At 38.8% G+C, this 26,079-nt stretch carries 15 protein-coding genes and 4 tRNA genes; 11 read left to right on the forward strand and 8 right to left on the reverse strand.

Annotated features, from left to right (window positions below; all coding sequences use genetic code 11):
* Nucleotides 1-100: 100 nt before the first annotated feature.
* The 3 genes from odhB to J3U68_RS06580 all read right to left on the reverse strand — a co-directional run bounded on the left by odhB (nucleotide 101) and on the right by J3U68_RS06580 (nucleotide 5,475).
* Nucleotides 101-1,300: a 2-oxoglutarate dehydrogenase complex dihydrolipoyllysine-residue succinyltransferase gene (gene odhB, locus J3U68_RS06570; protein WP_267375612.1), complete on the reverse strand. Its 1,200-nt coding sequence runs from the start codon at nucleotides 1,298-1,300 to the stop codon at nucleotides 101-103.
* A gap of 64 nt (nucleotides 1,301-1,364) precedes the next feature.
* Nucleotides 1,365-4,196, reverse strand: a complete 2,832-nt coding sequence (locus J3U68_RS06575) for a 2-oxoglutarate dehydrogenase E1 component (RefSeq protein WP_267375614.1) — start codon at nucleotides 4,194-4,196, stop codon at nucleotides 1,365-1,367.
* Between the two features lie 889 nt (nucleotides 4,197-5,085).
* Nucleotides 5,086-5,475 carry a hypothetical protein gene (locus tag J3U68_RS06580; protein WP_267375615.1) on the reverse strand — a complete coding sequence of 130 codons (390 nt, stop codon included), beginning with the start codon at nucleotides 5,473-5,475 and terminating at the stop codon, nucleotides 5,086-5,088.
* Nucleotides 5,476-6,948: 1,473 nt separating this feature from the next.
* Between J3U68_RS06580 and J3U68_RS06585 the strand changes: the two genes are divergently transcribed.
* Nucleotides 6,949-7,926, forward strand: coding sequence for a malate dehydrogenase (locus J3U68_RS06585; protein ID WP_267375616.1), 978 nt, complete (start codon nucleotides 6,949-6,951; stop codon nucleotides 7,924-7,926).
* 121 nt (nucleotides 7,927-8,047) lie between these two features.
* Here the strand turns inward: J3U68_RS06585 and J3U68_RS10685 are convergent, their stop codons facing one another.
* Entirely contained in the window at nucleotides 8,048-8,215 is a 168-nt protein-coding gene (locus tag J3U68_RS10685) for a protein MIGRI (RefSeq protein ID WP_416384636.1), read from the reverse strand.
* 906 nt (nucleotides 8,216-9,121) lie between these two features.
* On the opposite strand from J3U68_RS10685, the gene metX reads away from it, so the two are divergent.
* The 5 genes from metX to argS (J3U68_RS06610) all read left to right on the forward strand — a co-directional run bounded on the left by metX (nucleotide 9,122) and on the right by argS (J3U68_RS06610) (nucleotide 15,431).
* Nucleotides 9,122-10,285 carry a homoserine O-succinyltransferase MetX gene (gene metX, locus J3U68_RS06590; RefSeq protein ID WP_267375617.1) on the forward strand — a complete coding sequence of 388 codons (1,164 nt, stop codon included), beginning with the start codon at nucleotides 9,122-9,124 and terminating at the stop codon, nucleotides 10,283-10,285.
* Nucleotides 10,282-10,884, forward strand: coding sequence for a methionine biosynthesis protein MetW (gene metW / locus J3U68_RS06595; protein WP_267375618.1), 603 nt, complete (start codon nucleotides 10,282-10,284; stop codon nucleotides 10,882-10,884). The genes metX and metW overlap by 4 nt, the downstream gene beginning before the upstream one ends.
* A gap of 503 nt (nucleotides 10,885-11,387) precedes the next feature.
* Nucleotides 11,388-13,109 (forward strand): arginine--tRNA ligase, encoded by a 1,722-nt coding sequence (argS, locus tag J3U68_RS06600; protein WP_267375619.1) that lies wholly within the window; start codon nucleotides 11,388-11,390, stop codon nucleotides 13,107-13,109.
* A 144-nt stretch (nucleotides 13,110-13,253) separates the two neighbouring features.
* A tRNA-Leu gene (locus J3U68_RS06605) sits at nucleotides 13,254-13,338 on the forward strand.
* 356 nt (nucleotides 13,339-13,694) lie between these two features.
* Nucleotides 13,695-15,431, forward strand: coding sequence for an arginine--tRNA ligase (gene argS / locus J3U68_RS06610; RefSeq protein WP_267375620.1), 1,737 nt, complete (start codon nucleotides 13,695-13,697; stop codon nucleotides 15,429-15,431).
* A 43-nt stretch (nucleotides 15,432-15,474) separates the two neighbouring features.
* Here argS (J3U68_RS06610) and J3U68_RS06615 read toward each other — a convergent pair whose 3' ends face one another.
* A complete protein-coding gene (locus J3U68_RS06615; RefSeq protein ID WP_267375621.1) occupies nucleotides 15,475-15,939 on the reverse strand; it encodes an Lrp/AsnC family transcriptional regulator in 465 nt (154 codons plus the stop codon).
* Between the two features lie 619 nt (nucleotides 15,940-16,558).
* On the opposite strand from J3U68_RS06615, the gene J3U68_RS06620 reads away from it, so the two are divergent.
* Genes J3U68_RS06620 through J3U68_RS06635 form a run of 4 tightly spaced genes read left to right on the forward strand, consistent with a single transcriptional unit; the run spans nucleotide 16,559 to nucleotide 21,323 of the window.
* Complete coding sequence (locus tag J3U68_RS06620; protein WP_267375623.1) at nucleotides 16,559-17,803, forward strand: arginine deiminase; 1,245 nt, start codon at nucleotides 16,559-16,561, stop codon at nucleotides 17,801-17,803.
* Between the two features lie 22 nt (nucleotides 17,804-17,825).
* Entirely contained in the window at nucleotides 17,826-18,833 is a 1,008-nt protein-coding gene (locus tag J3U68_RS06625) for an ornithine carbamoyltransferase (RefSeq protein WP_267375624.1), read from the forward strand.
* 21 nt (nucleotides 18,834-18,854) lie between these two features.
* Entirely contained in the window at nucleotides 18,855-19,790 is a 936-nt protein-coding gene (gene arcC / locus J3U68_RS06630) for a carbamate kinase (protein ID WP_267375625.1), read from the forward strand.
* 60 nt (nucleotides 19,791-19,850) lie between these two features.
* Complete coding sequence (locus J3U68_RS06635) at nucleotides 19,851-21,323, forward strand: YfcC family protein (protein WP_267375626.1); 1,473 nt, start codon at nucleotides 19,851-19,853, stop codon at nucleotides 21,321-21,323.
* A 227-nt stretch (nucleotides 21,324-21,550) separates the two neighbouring features.
* Here the strand turns inward: J3U68_RS06635 and J3U68_RS06640 are convergent.
* The 3 genes from J3U68_RS06640 to J3U68_RS06650 form a co-directional block, all read right to left on the reverse strand.
* Nucleotides 21,551-21,626: transfer RNA gene (locus J3U68_RS06640), tRNA-Val, on the reverse strand.
* Between the two features lie 22 nt (nucleotides 21,627-21,648).
* A tRNA-Asp gene (locus J3U68_RS06645) sits at nucleotides 21,649-21,725 on the reverse strand.
* 32 nt (nucleotides 21,726-21,757) lie between these two features.
* Nucleotides 21,758-21,833, reverse strand: a tRNA-Val gene (locus J3U68_RS06650).
* Between the two features lie 786 nt (nucleotides 21,834-22,619).
* Here J3U68_RS06650 and J3U68_RS06655 point away from each other — a divergent pair.
* Nucleotides 22,620-25,985 carry a PilC/PilY family type IV pilus protein gene (locus J3U68_RS06655; protein ID WP_267375628.1) on the forward strand — a complete coding sequence of 1,122 codons (3,366 nt, stop codon included), beginning with the start codon at nucleotides 22,620-22,622 and terminating at the stop codon, nucleotides 25,983-25,985.
* The last annotated feature ends 94 nt before the right edge of the window (nucleotides 25,986-26,079 follow it).

Here is a 26,079-nt window from a genome sequence, read left to right on the forward strand (position 1 = left end):
ATAGACATGCTTTTATTGCTTCATGTTTTCATCATCATAGCTGTTCTAATCAGCAAACTGCCAGACAAAACTTCATCTGGCAGCGAGTTGACTTTAAGTATTACACATTCAACAATAAACGAGCAGGATCTTCCAGAGCATCTTTAATTGCTACCAGTGTCAACACAGCTTCACGGCCGTCAATCAAACGATGGTCATAAGATAAAGCCAAGTACATCATTGGACGCACAACAACCTGACCATTTTCAACCACAGCACGTTCTTTAGTTGCGTGCATGCCCAAAATAGCAGATTGAGGTGGGTTGATAATCGGAGTAGACATCATTGAACCAAAAGTACCGCCATTAGTAATACTGAATGTACCACCAGTCAGGTCTTCCAGAGCCAATTTACCATCTTTAGCTTTTACAGCATAATCGCTGATCGCTTGCTCAATATCAGCAATACTCATCTGATCAGCATCACGCAGAACTGGTACGACCAGACCACGAGGACTACCTACTGCAATACCGATATCGAAATAACCATGGTAAACCACATCAGTACCATCGATAGACGCATTCACAACTGGATATTTTTTCAGTGCAGCTACGGCAGCTTTAACAAAGAAAGACATAAAGCCCAGTTTAACACCGTGTTCTTTTTGGAACTGCTCTTTATAACGGTTACGCAGATCCATCACTGGTTTCATGTTCACTTCATTGAACGTGGTCAGAATGGCATTTTCATGCTGAGATTGCAACAGACGTTCAGCTACACGAGAACGCAGACGTGACATCGGTACACGCTCTTCAATACGGTTACCCGCTGTAGAAGGCGCAGTATTTTTAGATGCAGTCATCACTGGCGCTTTAGCAATGGCGGCAGCAACATCTTCTTTCAACACACGACCATCACGACCAGAACCTTGAATGCTAGAAGTATCCACCCCTTTTTCAGCAGCCAGTTTAGCGGCAGCAGGCATAGCTACGCCAGCTTGAGCATTACTGCTTGCTGCAGCAGGAGCTGCAGGAGCCGCCGCAGGTGCTGCGGCAGCAGCAGGAGCACTGGCTTCTGCAGTAGCAGCTGTATCAATCTTGGCCAACAACTGACCAGAAGTAACGGTGCTACCATCAGCTTCGATGATTTCAACAATTTTACCAGCTTGTTGAGCAGGCAATTCTAAAACAACTTTATCTGTTTCCAGATCGATCAGATTTTCATCACGTTGAACAAAATCACCTACTTTTTTGTTCCAAGTCATCAGAGTGGCTTCAGTCACACTTTCAGGAAGCATGGGAACGACAACATCAATAATCATGGATTACTCCTAAAAAAACAGATGGTCACCACCGATTGGTGACCGTTATTTAAACTAAATGGAATTATTTCAGTTCAAGAGCATCATCAACCAGCTGCTTCAATTGCGCAGTGTGTTTGCTCATGTATCCAACTGCAGGCGAAGCGCTGGCAGGACGACCGGCAAAGATAACTTTTTGATTATCTTTAGCAACAGATTGAATACGATGTACAATCTGATACCAAGCACCCTGATTTTTCGGCTCTTCCTGTGCCCACATAATTTCGGTGGCGTTAGGATAACGGCTCAATTCAGCAGCAACTTCGTCATATGGGAACGGATACAATTGTTCAACGCGGACAATAGCAATATCTTTGCCCAGATCGCGTTCCAAACGTGCTTTATTGATATCGTAATAAACCTGTCCAGCACAAAGAATAACGCGTTTTACGCTGTTTTCATTACCCTGAACTTCATCACCAATTACTGGGCGGAAAGATGTACCTTCGGTGAAATTACTCAATGGGCTCATGGAGTCATTGAAACGCAACAGGCGTTTAGACATGAAGATCACTAAAGGTTTACGATATGGACGCAATACCTGACGACGCAATAAATGGAACATTTGTGAAGCTTCAGAAGGCATAACTACTTGAATATTTTCTTCAGCACACAATTGTAACCAGCGTTCTGGACGACCGGAAGAGTGTTCAGGTCCTTGACCGTCATAACCATGTGGCAGGATAACGGTCAAACCACACAAGCGACCCCATTTGGTTTCACCTGAAGTAATAAACTGGTCAATAGCAACTTGAGCACCATTGGCAAAATCGCCAAATTGGCCTTCCCAAATAGTCAATTGATCAGGGGCACTAGAAGCGTAACCATATTCATAAGCCAATACAGCTTCTTCATTAAGAATAGAGTCGATAGCCATGAATGAAGCTTGATCATCGCTCATATTGCTCAACGGAACATAAGCACCGTCTTCACAATTTTTGCGTTTTTGATCATGCAATACTGCATGACGATGTGAGAAAGTACCACGACCTGAATCTTCACCTGAAATACGCACGCCATAACCATTGGTTACCAAACTTGCATAAGCCAGTGTTTCGGCCATACCCCAATCCACAGCTGCAGTTCCATCTGCCATCGCTACGCGATTTGCCAGCATTCTTTTCACTGTGTTATGAGGAGTGAATCCCTCTGGTAAAGTGGTAAATTTAGTCGCCAGACGTTTAATTTCAGTTTCAGGTATACCAGTTGCAACGGAATCTTTCCAGCTGGTACCGATATAAGCAGACCAATCGGCTGCATATTTGTTTTTGTGATTAGGTAGCGTGAATTCTTCTACATGCTTACCTTGGTCCAATGCATCACGATAAGCTTGAATCAAAGCATCAGCCTGCTCATTGGTCACAACTTTTTCAGCCGCAAGACGATCAGCATAAACCGCACGGGTACCTGGATGCTGATGAACTTTGCTATACATCATTGGCTGAGTCAGCATTGGATCATCACCTTCGTTGTGACCCAATTTACGGAAGCAAACAATGTCTACTACTACATCTTTTTCAAATTTACTGCGATATTCCATAGCCAGTGCAGTAACAAAACTTACTGCTTCTGGATCGTCGCCATTTACATGGAAAACTGGCGCATTGACCATTTTAGCCAGATCTGTACAGTACACTGTAGAACGAATATCGCGCATATCAGAGGTTGTGAAACCAATCTGATTGTTTACAACAATATGCAAAGTACCGCCGGTAGAATAGCCACGGGTTTTAGATAAATTGAAGTTAGCCTGATTAACACCCAGACCTAAGAAGGCTGAATCACCATGAATCAAAACTGGCAATACGGATTTGTGACCGTCTTTTTCACGACGTTTCTGACGTGCTCGTACAGCACCTTCTACTACTGGATTAACAATTTCCAAATGTGAAGGGTTGAAAGCCAGAGATACATGCAAAGGACCGTTTTTAGTAGCCAAATCTGAAGTGAAGCCCATGTGATATTTTACGTCACCACTGGCACCAGATAAATTATTGGCATATTTACCCTCAAATTCATCAAACAAAATTTGCGGTGATTTGCCCATAATATTGACTAACACGTTCAATCGACCGCGGTGAGCCATACCGATAGCAACTTCTTCGATGCCGACACTACCGCAATTCTGCATCAGGTAATCCAGCGCTACGATGGTGCTTTCTCCACCTTCTAAAGAAAAGCGCTTCTGACCAACATAACGAGTATGCAGATAGCGCTCTAAAGTTTCGGCTGCAGTTAATTGAGTCAGCATACGTCGTTTTTGATCAGGCGTATATTGACCAGAGGACATATTGTTTTCAACACGTTCCTGCACCCATTTACGTTCTTCCGGATTGATGATGTGCATATATTCCACACCAACACTGCCACAATAAGTCTGATCCAATTTTTTGATGATTTCAGACAAAGCTGACTTAGGACTATGTGCAAAATCACTACCCACGTAAAACTGAGTATTCATGTCCGCTTGAGTCAAACCATAATATGCTGGATCCAACTCAGGTATATATTCTTTTTGGCGTCGTTTTAACGGATCTAAGTCTGCATTATATGTACCTAATGTGCGGTATGCATTGATTAGATTTAAAACGGCAACTTGTTTTTGCAGAATGTGTACATCACCACTACCCTGTGCGCTGCCATGCGGCTGTGTAGATATATTGGTAAATGAAGCCTGAATCGGTAATTGCGGTATGTCCTTAGCTACATAACCTGGCAAGGCAGCTACTTTATCAAAGTAATCTTTCCAGTATTCATCAACTGAATTGCGATCTCGCAGATAATTTTCATACAACTCCTCAATATAAGGAGCATTAGCACCATATAAGTATGAAAGATTGGTTTGTTCATCCATCATGGTAAAAACCCTTTTACCTTAAACTATTAAAACAGGAATATTGTTATTCCCTACCAATATAAAACTAAAGAACCGAATGCCGATTCAAACTCACCGCATATCAACATACCGATCCCAGATCTCTACGCACAAACATAGGGATGAAGCATCAGTTTGTAAATATACTTAAATTTGCTTTAAGAAAGCACGCTGTTATTCAACATAATTGTTTAAACCAGTACTCGATGAATATAACCGAGATAGGTAAAATTTTATCTGATACAGATCAGCATTAGTTGCATGCTAAAGCTATATTTAAGAATTTAACTATCTCGTGAAACCCAAGTAGAAACTTGCGTCACGATATTCACAAGACCAAATAATACAATATTCAGTTAAAAATAAACATTCGAATTAAGAGCATAAACAACCAAGTATAGGTTTTAAAAAGCAATTTTTTCGCAGAATTTCCCCCCTTAAATTCAATTTTTTCAACATTCTTTAACTTTTGCATATTTTAAAGATTAAAACGGCTCTTAAGGATTTCAAAAAAGCGGTGTTTTTTCTAGTCAATGAAGGCCTATATAGATCAGCCAATCTTATGATTTTTGTGCTTCAATTAAACACCTAAGACAGGATTATCCAACTCAAAATATTCTGCACTAAAACATCTGTAACGCTTGAAAATACCTTGCCCATTATACCATCATGTTAAACAACCATATTGGGTTAATCTGAGAGAACACTTCAAATTAGATCGGGAATAAAATAAAAAAATTAAGCTATCAAATTAAATAGATGATTTGTGGCTTAGCCACATCTTTTTTTTCATTTTTTATTCCGCTTTTGAGCTGAAAGAGATAAGAAATTGTTTGGTGCTGTACCAACCAATTCATAATAAATTTCAATATTAACTAATCCAATTCCAATATTCGAGCGAAAGCTCGTTATCAATATTTTCTCCGACTAATTGTGTTTTATCACTACTGTTTTGCATAGATAAGTCGAAAGAATAATCGCCTACGCCTCGTTCAATAGTGCTTAGCAATTTAAACAGTGAAAGCTCTATACAATATTTCATCCCTTTATGTAATTGATGAAACTGTTCAACATCTAATGTTTTTATTAATTCCATGAGTGCTTTTTGTTCTTCATCTGGACTTTGAGGAATTTCAATATTATTTTTGTAGTTCGATACTATATCTAAACCAGTATCGCGACTAGTTTTTACTAATTTGCCAAATACTTCAATTAGATTGTTTTCCATTATCAATACTCTTTTAATGATAGGTTTTTCCATATTACTGTTTATTCATATTTTTTAGCTTTTTAGAGAAATTTCAAGTGCGTTTGTATGATTGGGTAACAGATCAATTTCATCATGTAACAACTGTATTGCTGTCATTTGAGAACATGCTACATTCTTGGGAGATTGTAGTTTTGTTACATTAGATCATATTTTAGATTAGATAACATTGATCAGAAAAATTACAGAACCCTCAAAAGTATCGAAAAATGAGCATTTTATTATATTCTGCATTCATAACTATACGCTTAAAATAGCAACTAAAAGTTTCGTTCGACTCACACGATTAGCGCAAAATTCAATAAAAAAAGTGATGAATGCGCAATAACCGAGTGGGTAGACAATTTAGGTAAAAGGTTAATATACACCTCATCTATATAATGACGTCTTAGTTGAGACAATGCGTTCTGTTGTGATGCATATGCATAAATCACTTGAATTGAATATGCGCTGAGATCAGCATTAGCCCATGACAGTCAACATTGCCCCTACAATTTTGATTTCTAGATCTCTGGTGATGAAACATTTCTAAATTTTTAACTAAGTCGTTGCTAAGCAGGCTGAAAAACTCAAGCATGAGTTACTTATTTAAATTGAAAAACATCTTTAGATGAAGTGTAGAGCAAAATTAATCGCGAAAATTTTTATAGGTAGTTTATCCAGACAGAATTAATCGTGCGTAGTTAGATACACTCACCATGTATTTATGAGCTGTTATCCTTGTTTTTACGATATTTGTTCTTCAACATCTGCTAAATTGAACAGTACATATCTAGTTAAAAATCGACTGTAGATAAACTTTCTCGTTTTTTGCATTACAAAATGTCACTTATTCAGGCATCATTTTCGTGCTAGGTTACCAGCTTATCATCGGCTCGCTCTAACTGTTCAATAACATAATGAGGTAGATTGATGTCTATCTGATTCACAGTCACCGCAAGGTTTGATTTTTTTATAATGCTATTGGTTTAATCTTTCCCCTCAAACTTATAGCTCGAAGAAAATCCATCGGCAGAAATCAGGGAGCAGAAACCGCCAATATTATTAACTAACATTAATCTCAATAATTTTTATTTAGCAATATATATCCAGCTGATCGTAACAACACAAAATATTATTATTCACTTCATCTCATTTAGCTTTTTTCAATACCTATTAAATCAGGGGTAATGGCTCGGCTTTAGGGCATAAAATATATTTACACTTATTTTATTAATGTAAATTGTTGTTAATTTATTAGCTATATTGCTTCTGAAATAACAAATTAAGTTACTTTTTTTAATTTGTTTTGATATAGATTAAAATAAAATATCCAAATTAGCTCAATTAAGTATTCGCTTAAATTCAATTTTCAAGGTTTTTTTGATATCATCGCAGGCACAATTTGGGTGTTGCTGTTCATTATCTTCTTTAGCAAGAATAAAAAAACATCAATAGTCGTTTATGGCCAAATAAAGGGACTTAAATATGAAAAAACCTGTACGTGTTGCCGTTACTGGCGCTTGTGGACAGATTGGATATGCATTACTGTTTCGTATTGCAAGCGGCGAAATGTTAGGAAAAGACACGCCTGTCATTTTACAACTTCTGGATTTACCACAAGCTCAAAAGGCAATCGACGGTATTATCATGGAATTACAGGATTGTGCATTTCCTTTGCTGGTTGATGTATTTGGTAGTTCCGAAGCCGAAGAGGCATTCAAAGATGCAGATATTGCTATTTTAGTTGGTTCAAGACCACGTAGCAAAGGTATGGAACGCAGTGATTTGCTACAGGCCAATGCCGAAATTTTCACTAAACAAGGTGCGGCGCTGAATAAAGTAGCTAGCCGTGATGTTAAAGTATTGGTGGTAGGCAATCCAGCCAACACTAATGCCTATATCGCGATGAAATCTGCTCCTGATTTACCAGCTAAAAATTTCACCGCTTTAATGCGTCTGGATCACAATCGTGCTTTACACCAATTGGCAGCAAAAACTGGTAAAGCTGTAAGCAGCATTAAGCATATGTTTGTGTGGGGTAATCACAGTCCTACCATGTATGCAGATTACCGCTTTGCCACAATTGAAGGCGACAGCGTTGAGAAAATGATCAATGATCATAACTGGTATGAAAATGAATTCTTACCAGGCGTTGGTAAACGTGGTGCGGCGGTTATTGAAGCACGTGGATCATCCTCAGCTGCCAGCGCAGCAAATGCCATCATTGATCAAATTCATGACTGGATGATCGGCAGCAATGGTGAATGGGTAACTATGGGTATCCCTTCTGACGGATCGTATGGTATTCCAGAAGGCATCATCTTTGGTTTCCCATTAATTTGCAATAATGGGGAATACACAATTGTGCAAGATTTGCCAATTGATGAATTCAGTCAATCTTGCATCAATAAAACACTGCAGGAGCTGGAAGAAGAAAGAGCTGAAATCAACCACCTTCTGTAATTTCTGAACTGATTAATACTGTCATTCAGATTAAATTTAATTTTACCCTGCTGTGAATTCATAGCAGGGTAAATTTTTATCCAATATACCGGATTCATTCAAACTTCAATCCGGTATTGGTTTAGCTTAAATAAACCACGATCGTGATGATCGACACCAATGTTAAAATGGCGGCAAGTTGATTCATTCTTTTATGCAACGCAGATTTTTGCCGTTTATGGCAAAAAAAATGGATCAAAGAGCCAATCAGGATAAAACATAACCCCAAGTGCCATAACTTTCCTAACATCGGTATTTCTTCTCTTTCAAGGATTTCTAGTGATGCAAAATTCTAGGCTAATTATCATAAGCTTTTTTGCTATTTGACTCAAATAGGTTTGCAACAATGAATTTCTATTTATTTGGATATCTCTCATATAGAAACGATGTTAAAATAAATAAAAATTCTTATTGGTAAATAATATTTAAAAAAGTTTTATGCTTTATATTTTTTGATTTGAATAACTTAAAATAATAATAATTATATAATTTTAAAACGAGAATAATGGCTATAACACCTGCACTTACAGAGATAATTATAATATTTGCTTAATTTGATCAAATATTTCATCATTCATTTTTTTGATTGAAATGCTGTTTTATTGATGTTTATTATTTTATAACTATGATTATGAGCTATTATAAAAATGATTATCGCAATGCTAAAATCAATTAAAAAGTAACACAGTAGCCAGAGTTACTTTGCAGAATCAATCATTTAAGATATTAAATGAGAAAAACCTGCTCGAATAAAATTGGTAACTCAATAAAATCATGCCAAATAAACATTGCTAACACAGATAATAATGGCAAATAATCTGTTAGGCATATTTAAAATCATGAAATTATCGTAATGCAATTGATGCTATTTAATGCTTTTTCTATAAATTGCCTTGAAAACCAACATTCTTAAAAACAAATTTGGTAGATCAAAAATCATGTTAATGAGGGATCAATTAGCACTTTTTTATGACAAATCCGAATGAGAAAAGTGCAGTATTTATATTTGTTTTATTCTTCAGCCTATCGGTCTTTATGTAAATTTAATTCTTGTAGAGGGTTATTTAAGGGATAAAAAAAATTTTGGTTTTGATGAACCGAAAACTTGATCTATGGACTATACTATTTATTCTTCTTCCATTGCCGAAAATCCATTATGCGTATTGAAAAAGAAAAACCAGATAGATATGCAATAAATAGTGTAGGTATCGTCACTCCGCAAAAATACACTTTTGATACCCCGTTAAAGCTTCAGAATGGTCAAACTTTACCTCAATTCGAATTGATGGTGGAAACCTATGGCACGCTTAACGCCAAAAAAAATAATGCGCTGTTGATCTGCCACGCCCTTTCCGGCAATCATCACGTAGCCGGTTATCACAGCCATACCGATAAGTACCCTGGCTGGTGGGATAATATGGTAGGACCTGGTAAACCTGTGGACACCGATCAGTTTTTTGTGGTTGGCTTAAATAACTTGGGTGGCTGCCATGGCAGCAGTGGACCATTAAGCATCGATCCGCAAACTAAGCAACCGTATGGAGCCAACTTTCCCTTAGTAACGGTTAAAGACTGGGTTAATAGTCAGCTTATGTTGGCTGACCGATTAGGGATTAAACAATGGGCGGCAGTAATGGGCGGTAGCTTAGGTGGCATGCAGGCTTTGCAATGGGCAATCGATCAGCCAGAAAAGTTACGACATGCCTTAATTATTGCCTCTGCGCCTAAATTATCTACTCAGAATATAGCCTTCAATGATGTAGCTCGTCAGGCTATTTTAACTGATCCTGATTTTTGTCAGGGACATTATCAGCGGCAAAATCTTCTGCCTCGACGTGGTTTAAGAATAGCCCGAATGATGGGGCACATCACGTATTTGGCTGAAGATGGTTTAGGAAAAAAATTTGGTCGTCAGATGCAGCAGGATCAATACCAATATGATTACAATAGCGAGTTTGCCGTTGAATCTTATTTACGCTATCAAGGTGAGAAATTTGCCGATGCTTTTGATGCCAACAGTTACTTACTAATGACGAAGGCTTTGGACTACTTCGATCCTGCGCGTGATTATGATGGCGATTTAGTTAAAGCCGTTGAGCAGATTCAAGCTAAAACTTTTATTGCCAGTTTTAGCAGTGACTGGCGTTTTTCTCCTCAAAGATCTCGTGAACTTCTTGATGCCTTGGTGGCAGCCAACAAGCCAGTGCAGTATATTGCTTTGGAATCGGCCAATGGTCATGATGCTTTTTTAATGGACGATCCACATTATCAAAGCGCCATTCGCATTTATTTTAATCGTATAGCACAGGAGCTGGTATGAACACCATTTCAGCACTACCATCGTTACGCAGTGATCTGCAGCTTATCTTTGACTGGATACAGCCTGAAAGCAGTGTGCTTGATTTGGGCTGTGCCGATGGCTCATTGTTAGCCGCATTGATGAAATATAAAAACTGCCAAGGCTATGGACTGGAAATTGATACCGAATACGTTCTGGCTGCCATGCAGCGAGGAATAAATGTTATTCAAGCTGATCTAGAGGCCGGTTTGCTCCATTTTAATGATCACAGTTTTGATGTCATTGTTTTGAGCCAAACGATTCAATCGATGCAAAATACTGAACAGATATTGTGTGAAATGAAGCGTGTGGCCAAAGAGGCCATTGTCACCTTTCCTAATTTTGGCTATTGGCGCAACCGTTTACAGATCTGCTTTGGTGGACATATGCCGGTTTCTGAACGTATGCCTTATCAATGGTATAACACTCCTAATATTCATTGGTGCACATTACAGGATTTTGAACAATTATGTGCTGATAATCATCTCGTCATCAATGAACGCGCGGTCATGAGCGGCAATCGCCGCATTGGTTTGTGGCCAAATTTGCTCGGTAGTCTGGCTTTTTATCGGATTGGTTGAGTAAAGTTGCGACTCTGCTATGTTAAAGTATTTATTGCCAAATCCGTAGTAATCCAATTCATGTCATGCATTAATTTTCAATCGTCGCTTTCCTTAATGCCATAACCTGAATTTCATGGATTCAGCTTTGTGAAATTGAGGAAAAACTTAACAAATGCTGCAATTTAAGCTTGAAGAATATTTGGAATTTTGTCTGTAAATTAAAAATCAAAGCTATTTAAATTTCCTGAAAATTCAATAGGTAAATCAATTAAAATTGGTTTTTTCAACTCTATAACTATATGATGAACTGATATGTTCAATGGAATAATGAATCAAGAATAGGTGTTTATTCAGTATAAATCAGCTTAGCAGAATGAGGGTTGGCACATTTAGGTTTTATTTTTACAAATATTCAATATCAGGCACTTTATGCGCTATATCATCAGGTAGTGATGGTCGAATTAATGCGGTCTGAGCTGATTTATGCGAAAATTGGCAATTATTTTAATCAGTATACAATAATGAAACTACACCAACTTGTTGCGACCGAAGTTGAAAAAGCATTTGCATCTAATGGGCTGCAAGACTGTCCAATTATTTTGCAAGTAGCTAAAAATCATGATTTTGGTGATTATCAGATTAATGGCGTCATGCCTGCTGCCAAAAAAAGCCAGCAAAATCCGCGTGAATTAGCACAGAAAATTGCCCTCTCATTAGCCAACAATAGCATCATTGCCTCTGCTGAAGTAGCGGGTCCAGGTTTTATTAATCTGCGCTTACATAGTGAAATGCTGGCTCAGCACCTCCAAGCAGCCTTACAGGATGAACATTTGGGGGTAAATCGCACCGCAGAGCCTAAAACCGCGATTATCGATTACTCTTCCCCCAACTTGGCCAAAGAAATGCATGTTGGTCACCTGCGCTCCAGTATTATCGGGGACAGTTTGAATCGTATTTTGTCTTTTCTTGGTCACCAAGTGATAGCTCAGAATCACGTTGGCGATTGGGGTACTCAGTTTGGCATGCTGGTAGCCTATTTATATGAACAAAATCAGAATGGTCGAGCAGACTTGGAACTGACTGATTTGGAACGGTTCTACCGCGATGCCAAAAAACGTTTTGATGAAGATGAAAAATTTGCCGATACTGCCCGCGAATATGTAGTCAAATTACAAGGTGGTGATCCAAGTGTATTGCAACTATGGCAACAATTCGTCACCACATCTTTGCAGCATGCGCAATCTGTCTATCAGCTTTTGGGTTTGAAATTGTCACCCGCCGATGTGACTGGAGAATCTTTCTATAATGACCAGTTACAACCCACTGTTGACGAATTAATGGCTAAAGGCATTGCTGTGGATAGCGATGGTGCCAAAGTCGTTTTTCTGGATGAATTTAAGAATCCGGATGGCGAACCGGCTGCATTCGTTATTCAGAAAAAAGATGGCGGTTTTCTTTACGCCAGCACTGATTTAGCTTGCCTGCGCTACCGCATCAATACGTTGCATGGCAATCGGCTGATGTATGTGGTTGATGCCAGACAAAGTTTGCATTTTAATGAGCTGTTTACTATTGCCCGTCAAGCTGGATGGCTACCGGATAATGTGGTTGCAGAACACATCGCTTTTGGCACCATGATGGGTAAAGATGGTAAACCCTTCAAAACCCGCAGTGGTGACACCATTAAATTAATGGATCTCTTGAATGAAGCCATTGTTCGGGCAAAATCTTTAGTTGCCAGCAAAAATCCCGATCTTAGTGATGAAGAGATCAGTCACATAGGTCATGTAGTTGGCATTGGTGCCGTTAAATATGCCGATTTGAGTAAAAATCGTACCAGTGACTATATATTTGATTGGGACAGCATGCTGTCGTTTGAAGGTAATACCGCCCCCTATCTGCAATATGCTTATACCCGTGTACAAAGCGTCTTTCGCAAAGCTGGTGCATGGGATCAAGGTGCTGATATTAGTATTACTGCACCGCTTGAGCATCAATTGGCGCTGGAATTACTCAAATTCGAGGATGTGCTGAATAACACCGCCGATACTTCATACCCGCATTATCTGGCCAACTATCTGTATCAGCTAGCCACTCTTTTCAGTCGCTTCTATGAAGCATGCCCTATTCTGAAAGCAGACGAACAGGTACGAGCCAGTCGCTTGCAACTAACGCGCTTAACCGGTCTTACTTTAAAACATGGTTTGGATCTGTTGGGAATTGATACATTAGATATGATGTAATCTTCGCTTGGAAACTGAGCCGGATTAAGTTAAAGAGTAATAAGCTTAATTTCAATGATATGCTGCCAAGCCTATAAATTTTTCTTGGCAGCCATCTTAAATTACTCTATAATCCATGTTCTTCAATTCAAGCCGAATTGAAATGCGGATATGGCGAAATTGGTAGACGCACCAGATTTAGGTTCTGGCGCCGAAAGGTGTAAGAGTTCGAGTCTCTTTATCCGCACCACGAATATTAAAAGATATCTTAAATACTTAAGATATCTTTTTTTATTTCTACATCCTTCATCAAGATGGTTCACTTTCTTTAATTTTTTCGCGATTTTTAATGCTGCTAGTTGCTTTCATGTAAACGCTAATGTCAAAATTGAGATTATTTTGCTCTCCGAGTAGTTTCCCTGAGAATCATTTCATCGATCATAACCAGCATCAATCAACTTCAACCAAGCAAGACCTTTTTCCTACAAGTGGAATATCTTTGACATTCAGCAATCGAATAGCAAAATATCAAAAATAATTAGAATTTATTAGCAATCAACTCATGCTATACATAGTCATATAAATAAAATAATTAGGGGCTGTGTCATGCAATTACACAAATTGTTAAATAGTTATGTCATTAATGCTTTTAAAAGTTGTGATTTAGCCGACTTTCCGACGCTGTTATACCCAGCATCAAAAGCAGAATTTGGACATTATCAAATTAATGGCGCCATGGGGGCGGCAAAGGCGTTAAAAACCAATCCAAGAGTATTAGCTGAAAGAATAGTCAGCCATCTTATGCCCTTAAAAGATGCCGGCATGGTTAATGCTATTGAGATCGTCGGCGCTGGCTTCATCAATATTGTTCTGTCGGGGGAATTTCTTAGCCAGCAAGCTTTGGATATTTTACAGGATGATCGATTGGGGATAGCTAAACAATCTCGACAAATCATACCGATTGATTACCCCTCTGCGAATTTAGCCAAGGAGATGCATGTAGGCCACCTACGCGCCAGCATAATCGGTGATGCTTTAAATAGGGTTTTAAGATTTTTGGGTCACGATGCGTTTAGTCAGGATCATGTTGGTGATTGGGGCACTCAGTTTGGCATGTTAATTACTTATATGGTTGAAACGGAAAAGGTCGGACAAAGTCAGGTTGCTTTGGCTGATCTGGAGGGATTTTATCGCAATGCCAAAAAACGTTTTGAAGAATCGGAAGAATTTGCTAATACGGCCAGAAGCTATGTTGTGCTATTACAAAAAGGAGATGAAAAGGTATTGGCACTGTGGCGCCGTTTTGTCCAAGTATCACAAAAGCATTGCCTTGAAGTGTACCAAAAACTGGGTTTATTGGTTGATGCGAGTAATTTGCAAGGTGAATCTAGCTATAATGATGATTTACAGACCACTGTGGATGAACTCATACAACAAGGTATTGCCGTAGATAGTGATGGCGCAAAGGTGGTATTTCTGGATGAAATTCGTGATAAAAACGGTCAGCCAACGCCCTTCATTATTCAAAAAAGCGATGGTGGTTTTCTCTATTCTACTACTGATCTGGCTTGTATACGCTATCGTGTCAGACAATTGAAAGCGGATCGAATTTTATACGTGGTTGATGTACGTCAGAGCTTACACTTTAAGGAATTATTTACTACTGCACGCCAAGCTGGCTTCGCTCCTGAAGAGGTTAGCTTAGAACATGTTGCTTTTGGTACGATGATGGGCAAAGATGGCAAACCATTCAAAACCCGTGAGGGTAACACGGTAAAATTGATTGATTTGTTAAATGAAGCAATTCAACGTGCCAAAGAATTGGTCTGTGCCAAAAATTCTGATTTGACCGCAGAAGAAATCAAGACTATTTCTCACGCCATCGGCATCTCTTCAATCAAATATGCCGATTTATCCAAAAATCGAACCAGTGATTATGTTTTTAACTGGGAAAGCATGCTGTCTTTTGAAGGCAATACCGCACCGTATTTGCAATACGCCTATACGCGTATTCATAGTCTGTTGCTCAAGGGCGGCCAAACGCTGGAATCCGATCTAGATAGCCGAATTTATGCGCATGAAAAAGAAGAACAAAATCTTTTGTGCTTATTACTGCAATTTGAAGATATTATTCTATCGGTAGCCAAAGATTGTATGCCACACTATTTGGCTAACTATTTATTTCAACTTGCTACGCAGTTTTCGAAGTTTTATGAGAAATTTCCAATATTGAAAGCACAAAATGACATTAGAAAAAGTCGACTACAAATAGCTAGATTAACGGCCAAAACGTTAAAACTGGGTATGAATATGTTGGGACTGGAAGTTTTAGATAAAATGTAACTGATGAAAAGCCTGAATCTTCAGGCTTTATTTTTATTGGGATTCAAATATCGATTTCTGTTGTCCATTTAACTACTTGCAAAGGTATTTCCGTTCGAATACTACAAACACCAGGTAATAGAGCTAAGGTATGCACCTGAAAATTTCGGTATTCTTCTAAATCTTCACAGATGACTCGAAGTAAAAAGTCATTTTCTCCAGCCATCACGTAACACTCTTGTATTTGTGACAATAATTTCACTTCGTAGATAAATCTTTCAATGGCAGCCGAGCTGTTATTAAATATATCAACTTTTATTCTGACATAAACGATCAATTGTTTGTTGATGGCTTTTTTGTCGAGTAATGCTACGTATTGTTTAATAAAACCGGATTCTTCGAGTATTTTCACCCGGCGCAAACAAGGGGAAGGTGATAAACCCACTTTTTTGGCCAGTTCGTTATTTTGGATATTTCCTTCCCGCTGTAGTGTTCTTAATATTCTCTTATCAATGTTATCCAGTTTCATTGTTAATACCCCATTGTTAATATTGCAGTTACAAAGGAAATGATGTCGCTTGTTTAGGTTATTTATTTGATCGGTATCATTTTGCTTGTACCTTATATGGACAATAGTTCAGATTAATGAAGTTATATTTTATTTTATGCAAATGGCATATTGGCTTTAGTAAACGTTATATATATCCTTTTGTTTTATTTAATCTTAGGATGGATAAATGCTTTATTTATTGCGATACAGCTAGAGGTGATCGAATTTAGTACTGTGCCCTAGCATGCATGACCAGTTATAACCAGCTTAAAAAAACTGTTTATCAGATTGCTGATGCTTAAACTGAAACTGGAAAGTCACTGTATTGCAAACTGGTTCAAACATGATATTCAGCTAATTTATTTATCAAATTAAAATAATTGTGGTGTAAAAAAACAGAATTATCAACTTATTTTCAGCACAATTTAGCTCGAAATTTAAAATTAATATCCGATTTCAGCAATCAGAAATTCTCTGAAATTAAATTGCAAAATATATACCATCTAGATAGTTTAAAAAATTAAATTTCAACGCTTTACCGACATAATTACCACGCGACGGAGGTTTCATATTAAACAATAATTTAAGGATAATAATAATGTCAGAAAAATTCGGTGTGAACTCAGAATGCGGTAAATTACGAAGTGTGATGGTATGCCGTCCTAATTTAGCTCATAGCAGACTGACTCCTTCAAATTGCCACCAACTTTTGTTTGATGATGTTATTTGGGTTGAAAAGGCTCAACGTGATCATGATAATTTCGTCAAAATTATGACAGATCGTGGTATCCACGTTATCGATGCGAATGATGCACTGAAACAAGTATTAGAAAATAAAGAACATCGAAATTGGATTCTTGATCGTCTGCTGGTTCCGCAAAATATCGGAACACATATGCTCAACGATGTTTATGCATGGTTAAATGAATTACCCGCCCCAGCATTATCTACTTATCTCTTTGGCGGTATCACCAAGGGAGATTTACCCTTCAAATCGAACATTGATCTGATGTTCAACTATATGTGTGAGGATGATTTTTTAATCCCGCCAATTCCCAATGCGCTTTTCCAACGTGATCCAAGCTGCTGGATTTATGGTGGTGTCAATTTAAATCCGATGTATTGGAACGCTCGCCGTCCGGAAACGCTGATTATGAGAGCCATTTATAAATTCCATTCCTATTTTGCCGGCAAAGCCAAAATCTGGTGGGGAGACACTGACGAAAATACGGGCTCTTTATCTATTGAAGGCGGAGATGTCATGCCTATTGGTAATGGGGTGGTTTTAATCGGTATGGGGGAACGAACAAATCCTCAAGCAGTCTCGCAGTTAGCCAAGAGTATTTGCGGAAAAGAGAACGGAGCAACCAGAGTAATCGCTTGCCAGATGCCTAAATCCAGAGCGGCAATGCACTTAGATACCGTATTTTCGATGTTGGACTATGATTTATTCTCGGTTTTCCCGGAAGTGGTGGATCAGATTAAATGCTATAGCTTGTATATAAAAAATGGCGAAGAAGAGATCACTATTGAAGAACATAAAGATCAGCATTTTGTCGATGTGGTTGCTGAAGCGATGGGCAAGATATCAGGATCTCAAGTAACCCGTATTCAAACAGGCGGGGATAGTTTTCAAGCACAACGAGAACAATGGGATGATGCCAATAACGTCATCATGTTAGATCGTCGCATCTGTATCGCTTATGACCGCGATATTTATACCAATAACATTATGCGAGATCACGGTGTTGAAGTGCTTGAAGTGGATGCTGGTGAATTAGGGCGTGGTCGCGGTGGTGGCCATTGTATGACTTGTCCTATTAGTCGTGATGCAATTAATTAATCAATAACAAAGGATATATATTATGGCTTTCAACATGAAAAATCGTCATCTGCTGAGCTTGGTTCATCATTCTGAACGAGAAATTCACTATCTGATCGATCTGGCACGTGATCTAAAAAGAGCTAAATATGCTGGTACTGAAAAGCAATTATTAAAAGGTAAAAATATTGCTTTGATTTTCGAAAAAACCTCTACACGCACCCGTTGTGCTTTTGAAGTAGCTGCGCACGATCAAGGTGCCAATGTCACTTATATTGGTTCAAGCGGATCTCAAATTGGCCATAAGGAAAGCATGAAAGATACTGCTCGTGTTCTTGGGCGTATGTATGATGGCATTGAATACCGCGGTTATCAACAATCTATCGTGCAAGAATTAGCAGACTATGCCGGCGTACCTGTTTGGAATGGTTTAACCGATGAATTTCATCCGACGCAAATGCTTGCAGATGTGTTGACCATGCAAGAATACGCCAACGGTAAACCATTAAACGAAATCAAATATGCCTATGTCGGTGATGCTCGTAACAATATGGGTAACTCATTATTGTTGATCGGGGCTAAATTAGGTATGGATGTGCGTATTTCTGGTCCCAAGTCGTTGTTACCTGAACCTAATCTGGTCGCACTGTGTGAACAATTTGCTCGACAAAGTGGCGCACGAATCATGGTTACCGATGACGTTAAGCAAGCGGTTAAAGGGGTGGATTTTATTCATACTGACGTATGGGTTTCTATGGGTGAACCAATCGAATCATGGGGTGCACGAATCGATGAGTTGACACCCTATCAAGTAAATCAAGAATTGATTGCCGCCACTGGTAATCCTCACGTTAAGTTCATGCACTGTTTACCTGCTTTTCATAATTCAGAAACCACTGTAGGTAGAGAAATAGCACAGCAATACCCTCAATTTCAGAATGGGATCGAAGTGACTGAAGAGATCTTTGAATCTCCTATCAATATTGCATTCGAACAAGCAGAAAACAGAATGCACACCATTAAGGCAGTCATTGTCTCTAGCCTAATCTAAATCTAACCAACTGGAATAAATATGAGAATCGTCATTGCATTAGGCGGTAATGCATTATTGCGCCGTGGAGAACCATTAACGGCAGAAAATCAACGCCAAAATACCAAAATTGCTTGTCAGCAAATTGCCAAAATTTACCCAGGTAACCAATTAGTTATCGCGCATGGTAATGGTCCACAGGTAGGATTAATTGCCTTACAGTCACTGTCCTATACAGGTGTACCTCCCTATCCGTTAGATGTACTTGGAGCCGAATCAGTCGGCATGATCGGTTATATGATTATGCAAGAACTGGGAAATTTGCTGCCTTTAGAAACGCCGTTAGCTACCTTATTATCACAAGTGGAAGTGGATAAGAATGATCCGGCATTTCAACAGCCAACCAAACCCATTGGACCGGTTTACACTCAAGAAGAAGCAGAAAAGCTCGCCAAAGAACGAAACTGGACCATTGCCCCAGATAATGATCAATACAGACGTGTTGTCCCTAGCCCTACCCCAAAACGGATTTTTGAAATTCGACCGGTTAAATGGTTGTTAGATAAAGGTACGGTGGTGATTTGTGCTGGCGGCGGTGGGATACCGACATTTTATGATGATGATGGTAGTTTGAAAGGAGTAGAAGCTGTTATTGACAAAGATCTGTGTTCAGCTGTCTTAGCCGAACAAATCGATGCAGATCTGTTCATTATTGCGACAGATGTATCAGCTACCTTTGTCAACTGGAATAAGCCCAATCAGCAAGCAATTAAAGAAGCGCATCCTGATACACTCGATAAAATGGGCTTTGCTGCTGGATCGATGGGACCCAAAGTTCAGGCAGCCATCAATTTTGCCCGCCAAAATCCGGGTAAGTCAGCTGTGATCGGATCTCTGGCGGATATCGGGGATATCGTTAAAGGACTTGCCGGTACAAAAATAAATACATCCTGTTCGAGCGAACTCACTTATTACTAAATGAATCACCCAAGGTATCGTATCTAATCAATACGATACCTTTTTTTAAGGATGCGTAAAATGCAAACTGAACATAAAGCGCCATCAGAAAAAAAGAACAAAAAATCATTATCAGCATTCAGTATTTTATTTATTATTTTATTCCTTTTGTGGCTGATATCAATCTTCTTGGCTGGTCATAACTTCACTCCGGTAACCTTACCAGAAAGCAATGAAGTCGTCTCCAGCGTCATCGCGCCATCGCTCAGTACATTAGTGATGGCACCGTTTAAATCCTTCCAAAACTCAATAAATATTGCCGTATTTATTTTGATATTGGGCGGTTTTATCAATGTAGCGATGAAAACCAATTCATTAGAAGCCGGTATTGCCGCTTTAGTTAAAAAACTGAAAGGCAAAGAACTCATGTTAATACCTTTGCTGATGTTTTTGTTTTCAGTTGGCGGCACCGTGTATGGCATGGCAGAAGAAACCATCGCTTTCTATGTTCTTATCACAGCAACGTTGGTCGCAGCTGGCTTTGATACTTTGGTTGCCGTCGGCGTCATATTATTAGGCGCTGGTGCCGGGGTGTTGGGATCAACTGTCAATCCTTTTGCAACTGGAGTCGCCACAGATGCCCTGCGTGGCGTCGGTTATCACCCCAATCAAGCAACCATTATTACCGTAGGCTCCATTTTGTGGTTGTCAACGCTGGCTTTTTGTATTTGGTATGTGATGAGATATGCAAAAAAGCTCAAGCAAGATAAAGCATTTACTTTGCTATCGTCTTCTGAACAAGCAGACATGAATTTATATTTCAAAGCTGATAATTCTGCGCAGTTAAATTTTGGCCGACGGGAAAAAATCATTTTGCTGTTATTTGCATTTACATTTCTGATCATGATTTTTTCATTAATTCCATGGGGAGAATTTAAAGTTACTCTATTCGATAGTTGGACGTCATTTCTGACTGATCATCATTTTGGTGAATGGACCTTCGGTGATCTTGCCATGTGGTTTTTGATTATGGCGGTGGTCATCGGCATTATTGCAAAGATGTTAGAAAAAGAAATTATTGATTTTTTTATCGCTGGTGCCTGCGATATTTTATCGGTGGTATTGATAATTGTGGTAGCTCGCTCCATTTCAGTATTAATGGGTGAAACTCATTTAGACTTATTTATTTTAGATAAAGCCCAGAGTTTACTCAAAGGCTTGTCTCCACTGGTTTTCGTGCCGGTAGCCTATTTCATCTATCTTGGATTGTCTTTCTTAATTCCATCCACTTCTGCCTTAGCTTTTGTCTCTATTCCTATCTTAGGACCCTTAACAGCCAAATTAGGAATGGATCCCAATATTATGATAATGATTTTTGTTGCAGGCAGTGGTTTGATTAATTTAATCACCCCTACTTCTGGGGTGGTTATGGGCGGATTGCAGCTATCAAAAGTGAATTACAGTACCTGGTTGAAATTCATGTATATTCCGGTGTTAATTATATGCATAATGAATATTATAATTTTAACCGCTTCTATGCTGATACTAACTTAAGAATATATTCTCATTATGATGTTGACAGTCTCGTAGCTTCTTTGAGCATTACGAGGCTGTTTTGTTACATGAAACACAGTTAAGAAATCGGGTACGGTGATTTGAAGCTGATTTCTTTGAGGTTCTGTTTAGACTTTATAATTTTTAAGCCTATAGCGCTAAGTCATTGAAAATAATACGACAAATTGGTATTTTGGCTTAATTAAAAGAAGAAGAATGAAGGTATGTGGTGGGTGATGACGGAGTCGAACCGCCGACATTCTGCTTGTAAGGCAGACGCTCTACCAACTGAGCTAATCACCCAATTTTGAACTACTAGAAGATGTGGCGCGGCGGACGGGGCTCGAACCCGCGACCCCCGGCGTGACAGGCCGGTACTCTAACCAACTGAGCTACCACCGCGCATATTCTATGCTATGCATAAAATTGAAAACTGGTGGGTGATGACGGAGTCGAACCGCCGACATTCTGCTTGTAAGGCAGACGCTCTACCAACTGAGCTAATCACCCCTCGTTATCGAGGCGCGTATTTAACCACACCGAGATAGTTACAGCAAGTCCTTTTTTAGAAATATTGACAAAATTGCTACAACCAAATGTTTATAAAGGATATTATAAAAATTACAATCGTATAATATCCATAAGGAATATTCATGTTAGCCACCTAGCACTTCTATATTGTTTCAGCCAAATAGATAAATTATTGCTTAATCAATTATTGTCTATTGTTTAACTATCAAATCAAGCGAAAGATTGAACGAGATATATAAGTTCACTGTTCAATATGCCAATAAATATAATTAACCTACATAGATTAGCATAAACAAACATAAATTTTATATTTAATGGTATTTAATTCTAGAAAATGAGTTTATTACCTGAAAATAAATTTAAGTCATAATAAATATTTATAGAACATTAAATTAAAAATATTATAAAAATTGAAATATATATTTAAATATTTATATTACATTAATATAAAATATCAAACTTTTATTTACATTAATTATCAAGTAAGCAAACTTTAATCTCTTCAAAATTTATTAAAATAATTATATCTATTCATCTTTCCAGTAAATAAATATTGCCTAATGATAAACCATCAATTGGAGTAGCAAAATTTTTTTTAATGATTTCTGCCTGTTCCATCCATCGCAGAAATCTAATTATTAATTATAAAACAATGAATTATATTTATAAACCTCAATAATTTTAGATATTTTTGAAAGCCGAATAAAGCTGCCCGCAACATTTTCAATTGCTATCCTCATTTACCTATATCAACACAGGTGCATAATGAATCACTTTTCGCAGATTCGAACCGTATCCGAATACTCTTTTGATCATCTAAGCAAAAGATTACCTTATCTTTTTCTCATGTGCCTAAATCTGATGTTTGTCGACCCGGTGTTGGCAAAAGCTGATCTCTTTGCCGATATCCCCCTGCACTTACAAAGTAAAGCAACCACTTTTTCTGCCTATAGTGTAAAACCTAATATCACTTTATACATCGATGACTCGGGCAGTATGTCCATGAACATTGTGCCCATGACCTATAAATGCCGAGTAAGCCATTGGATACCGAATGCCAGCGGGAGTGGTGGAAAATGGGAACCTTTTGGATCTTACCAGTATGGCTTTGATGTCATTCCCAAAAATACACAAGATGTTCGTTATAGCTGTACAACCTACCGCCGAATAGACTCGGTCAAAGAAGTGCTGACAGACATCATTACTAACTATCATAATGACATGTACTTTGCATTTCGCCCAATGTGCGGAACAGGTGACCAAAAAAAATACAACCAGTTTTATGATACTTCTAAGCCGGAAAATTACCGCAACATGCTCGAAAGCATAAAAAAACTGGAAACACCTTGTGATACCCCGACCACTCGTCAGTTTCCAGTGATAGCACGTAATTTAGTTATCAACAAACTTAAATATCGTTGTCAGAAATCCTACGTTATCGTCTTAAGTGATGGCGAAGCTGATAATACCTACGCCATATCGGATAAAAACTTTAAAGGCAAAGATGCCCGTTTTGATGCCTATTTTGACCGTGATTACAAAACGGAAACTGATCGATTGGCATTTTTAACTAAAAATCATAATATCAACAAACCTTTGCGCCTTAAATATTACACAGACCGATTGAATAACTTTAATTTTGGTAACTACATTTATAAACAAGATTATTATAGTGCCAGTGGGAAATCGATCAGTTCCAGCCTAACGAAACGCAGTGTTGATGAAGCTGGGCAACCTTGGAATGAAGTTGATCCGGCAACCAAAAAACGCTTTCGCCAAACGGCGCAAACTTTTACTATTGGCGTGGGATTAGGTCAAAGAGCCACCAATGAAGCCAAAATCGCCATTCCTTATTTAGAAAATGCAGCCACACCCAGTGGTGAATATCACCCTACTTCAAATCCTGACGGACGGTTTTTTAATGCTAACTCACGCAGTGAAATCATTAGCGCTTTTGATAAAATTTTTAAAACCATTAAAAGCGAGATTTCGTCTGCCACCATACAATCCACCACTATTGCGCCAACAGTGGCGATTTCAAATACATTGACCAACGATGTCAGCATTACCGCTAAAGTTGAATCCGGTACATGGAGCAGTAAAATCTGTATCAATGATTTAAACGAAAAACGCAATCAGCCTGACAACTGCAATAAGCAGCCTTCCTATCACAATCGCAAGTTATTAATTCATGATGGTCAAACTACTCATCTATATCATGCGGCGATGACAGGCTTTCATAACGATCTGTTTAAAATACCCAACAATAGCCATAACCAGAATGAATGGCGTGATGGTTTGCTGGCCTGGTTTGGTCGCACTCAATCGGATAGTAAAATCAAACGACCAGAATATAGTTTAGATTATCGGCAGCGTAACACCATCAACAATTATGGCACTTCACACGAATTGGGCGATATTATTGATAATCCAGTAATTACCATTGGTCAAGCTGCGCATAACCACCAGAAGTACTTATTAACTTCTGCTAATGATGGCATGGTGTATGTATTCCTATCTAGTAGCAATGCCAAAAAACCCTATGATTTGAAATTTAATTTTATGCCCCTGGGGATTGAGAGACAAAGTAATGATGGCTCGGATTTACTCGCCCATTATCTCAAAGACCTGACGCAAAATAACTATGGCAGAAATGAACATACCCCACACCGTTTTATGCTTAATGGTGGCATGGTGGTGCAACAAACCGATGGAAGCAACGGTAAACCACAACAAATATTCATGGTGTCAACGTTAGGTCAGGCAGGAAGAGGTGCATTTGCCATCAATATTGGTGGTCATGACATCCTAAGTGGTAAGCCGATCGCTGCAGATAATATGCAAAATCCCAATTGGTATCAGGATGTTTTTCTGTTCCAAACACCCACAGGTAGCAACAATCAGTTTGGTTACACCATTGGAACTCCAGCTAGTGCCCGCCTACGCGTGAATAGTAGTGCACAAGCCTCCAAAGATTCAATTACTGATCATATCCGTCAGGCCGCATTTATCAGTAACGGTTACAACTATTCTTCCTCGTTAAGCCAAGATATTGTAGCCAAACCCTCACCGGAATCTGCCTTATATATTTATGATATTCTGGGTCTGGACACCGGTACTGAAGCACACATAGCTACGGGATATAAAAAAGGAGAACTGATTGCTAAATTGGTTGCACCCTATGGCAGTGGCGGACTCTCCAGTCCAACTGTCATCGATATAGACGGAGATGGTGTAGCCGATATCGTTTATGCTGGAGATTACAGCGGTAATTTATATCGTTTTGATTTACGCGCTCCTAATCCGGCAGATTGGAAAGTTTATCGCTTATTTAAAGCTCATGGTCCCATTACAGCTGCCCCTGCTGTTTATCTGACCAACAAAGACGCTCAGCAAGCCACAGCAACGCAAAGCAATATCAAAGCACTGGTCACCTTTGGCACCGGTAGCGACATCTATCAAAACGATCTCAACAATAAAGACCAGCAGACGGTATATGGAATTTACGATGATTTAGATAGTGAAATGGTAGAAACCATAACCCAGGATCAACTTTTGCAACAACAATTTACCTACAATAAAAATTATCGCCAATTAACGCAATATCAGCTACAACCTGCAATTCATAAAGGTTGGTATTTTAATCTATCTAGCGTAGAAGGCGAACGTGTCGTCAGCAAACCTATCCTCGTCTCTTATGCTGGGATCGTATTAAGCCGAATGTATAGCGTAACTAAAGACGAGCCAATGGCCGACCCGTGCAAACCCACTAAATTAAACCAATATAATAGCGTGACGACCGGAAAAATACAGTATAACGTATTGAACGGCGGTGGATTAACAGAAAAGGATCCGCATTTTATCTTTGATCAAAACACACCTATAGGCAGCGGAAATTATACTTATGGTCCCTTTGCCTTAACCATCAGCGGTTATCAAAGCAGTGACATTGGTGGCTCGATGACTCTACCACCCTTGGGTCCGAAGAAAAATTTACCCAGCGATTGCACCCGGGCACGCATTACTGCGGCAACAACCGATGGCAGTAGCCTCATTTTAAATGTACCCAAGTGCCCCATCAGTTTCAAAGTACTTTCACGGCGAGAAATCAAACGAAGTTATCATCGCTAATAAGGCCATCCTATCATCAAAGGTCAGATTCATATCTGACCTTTGGATCTGTATCACCAGCGATGGCATCATCTTTTATCTTCATTAATCACAT

The sequence above is a fragment of the Snodgrassella sp. B3882 genome (assembly GCF_026535915.1).
Lineage (GTDB): Bacteria > Pseudomonadota > Gammaproteobacteria > Burkholderiales > Neisseriaceae > Snodgrassella.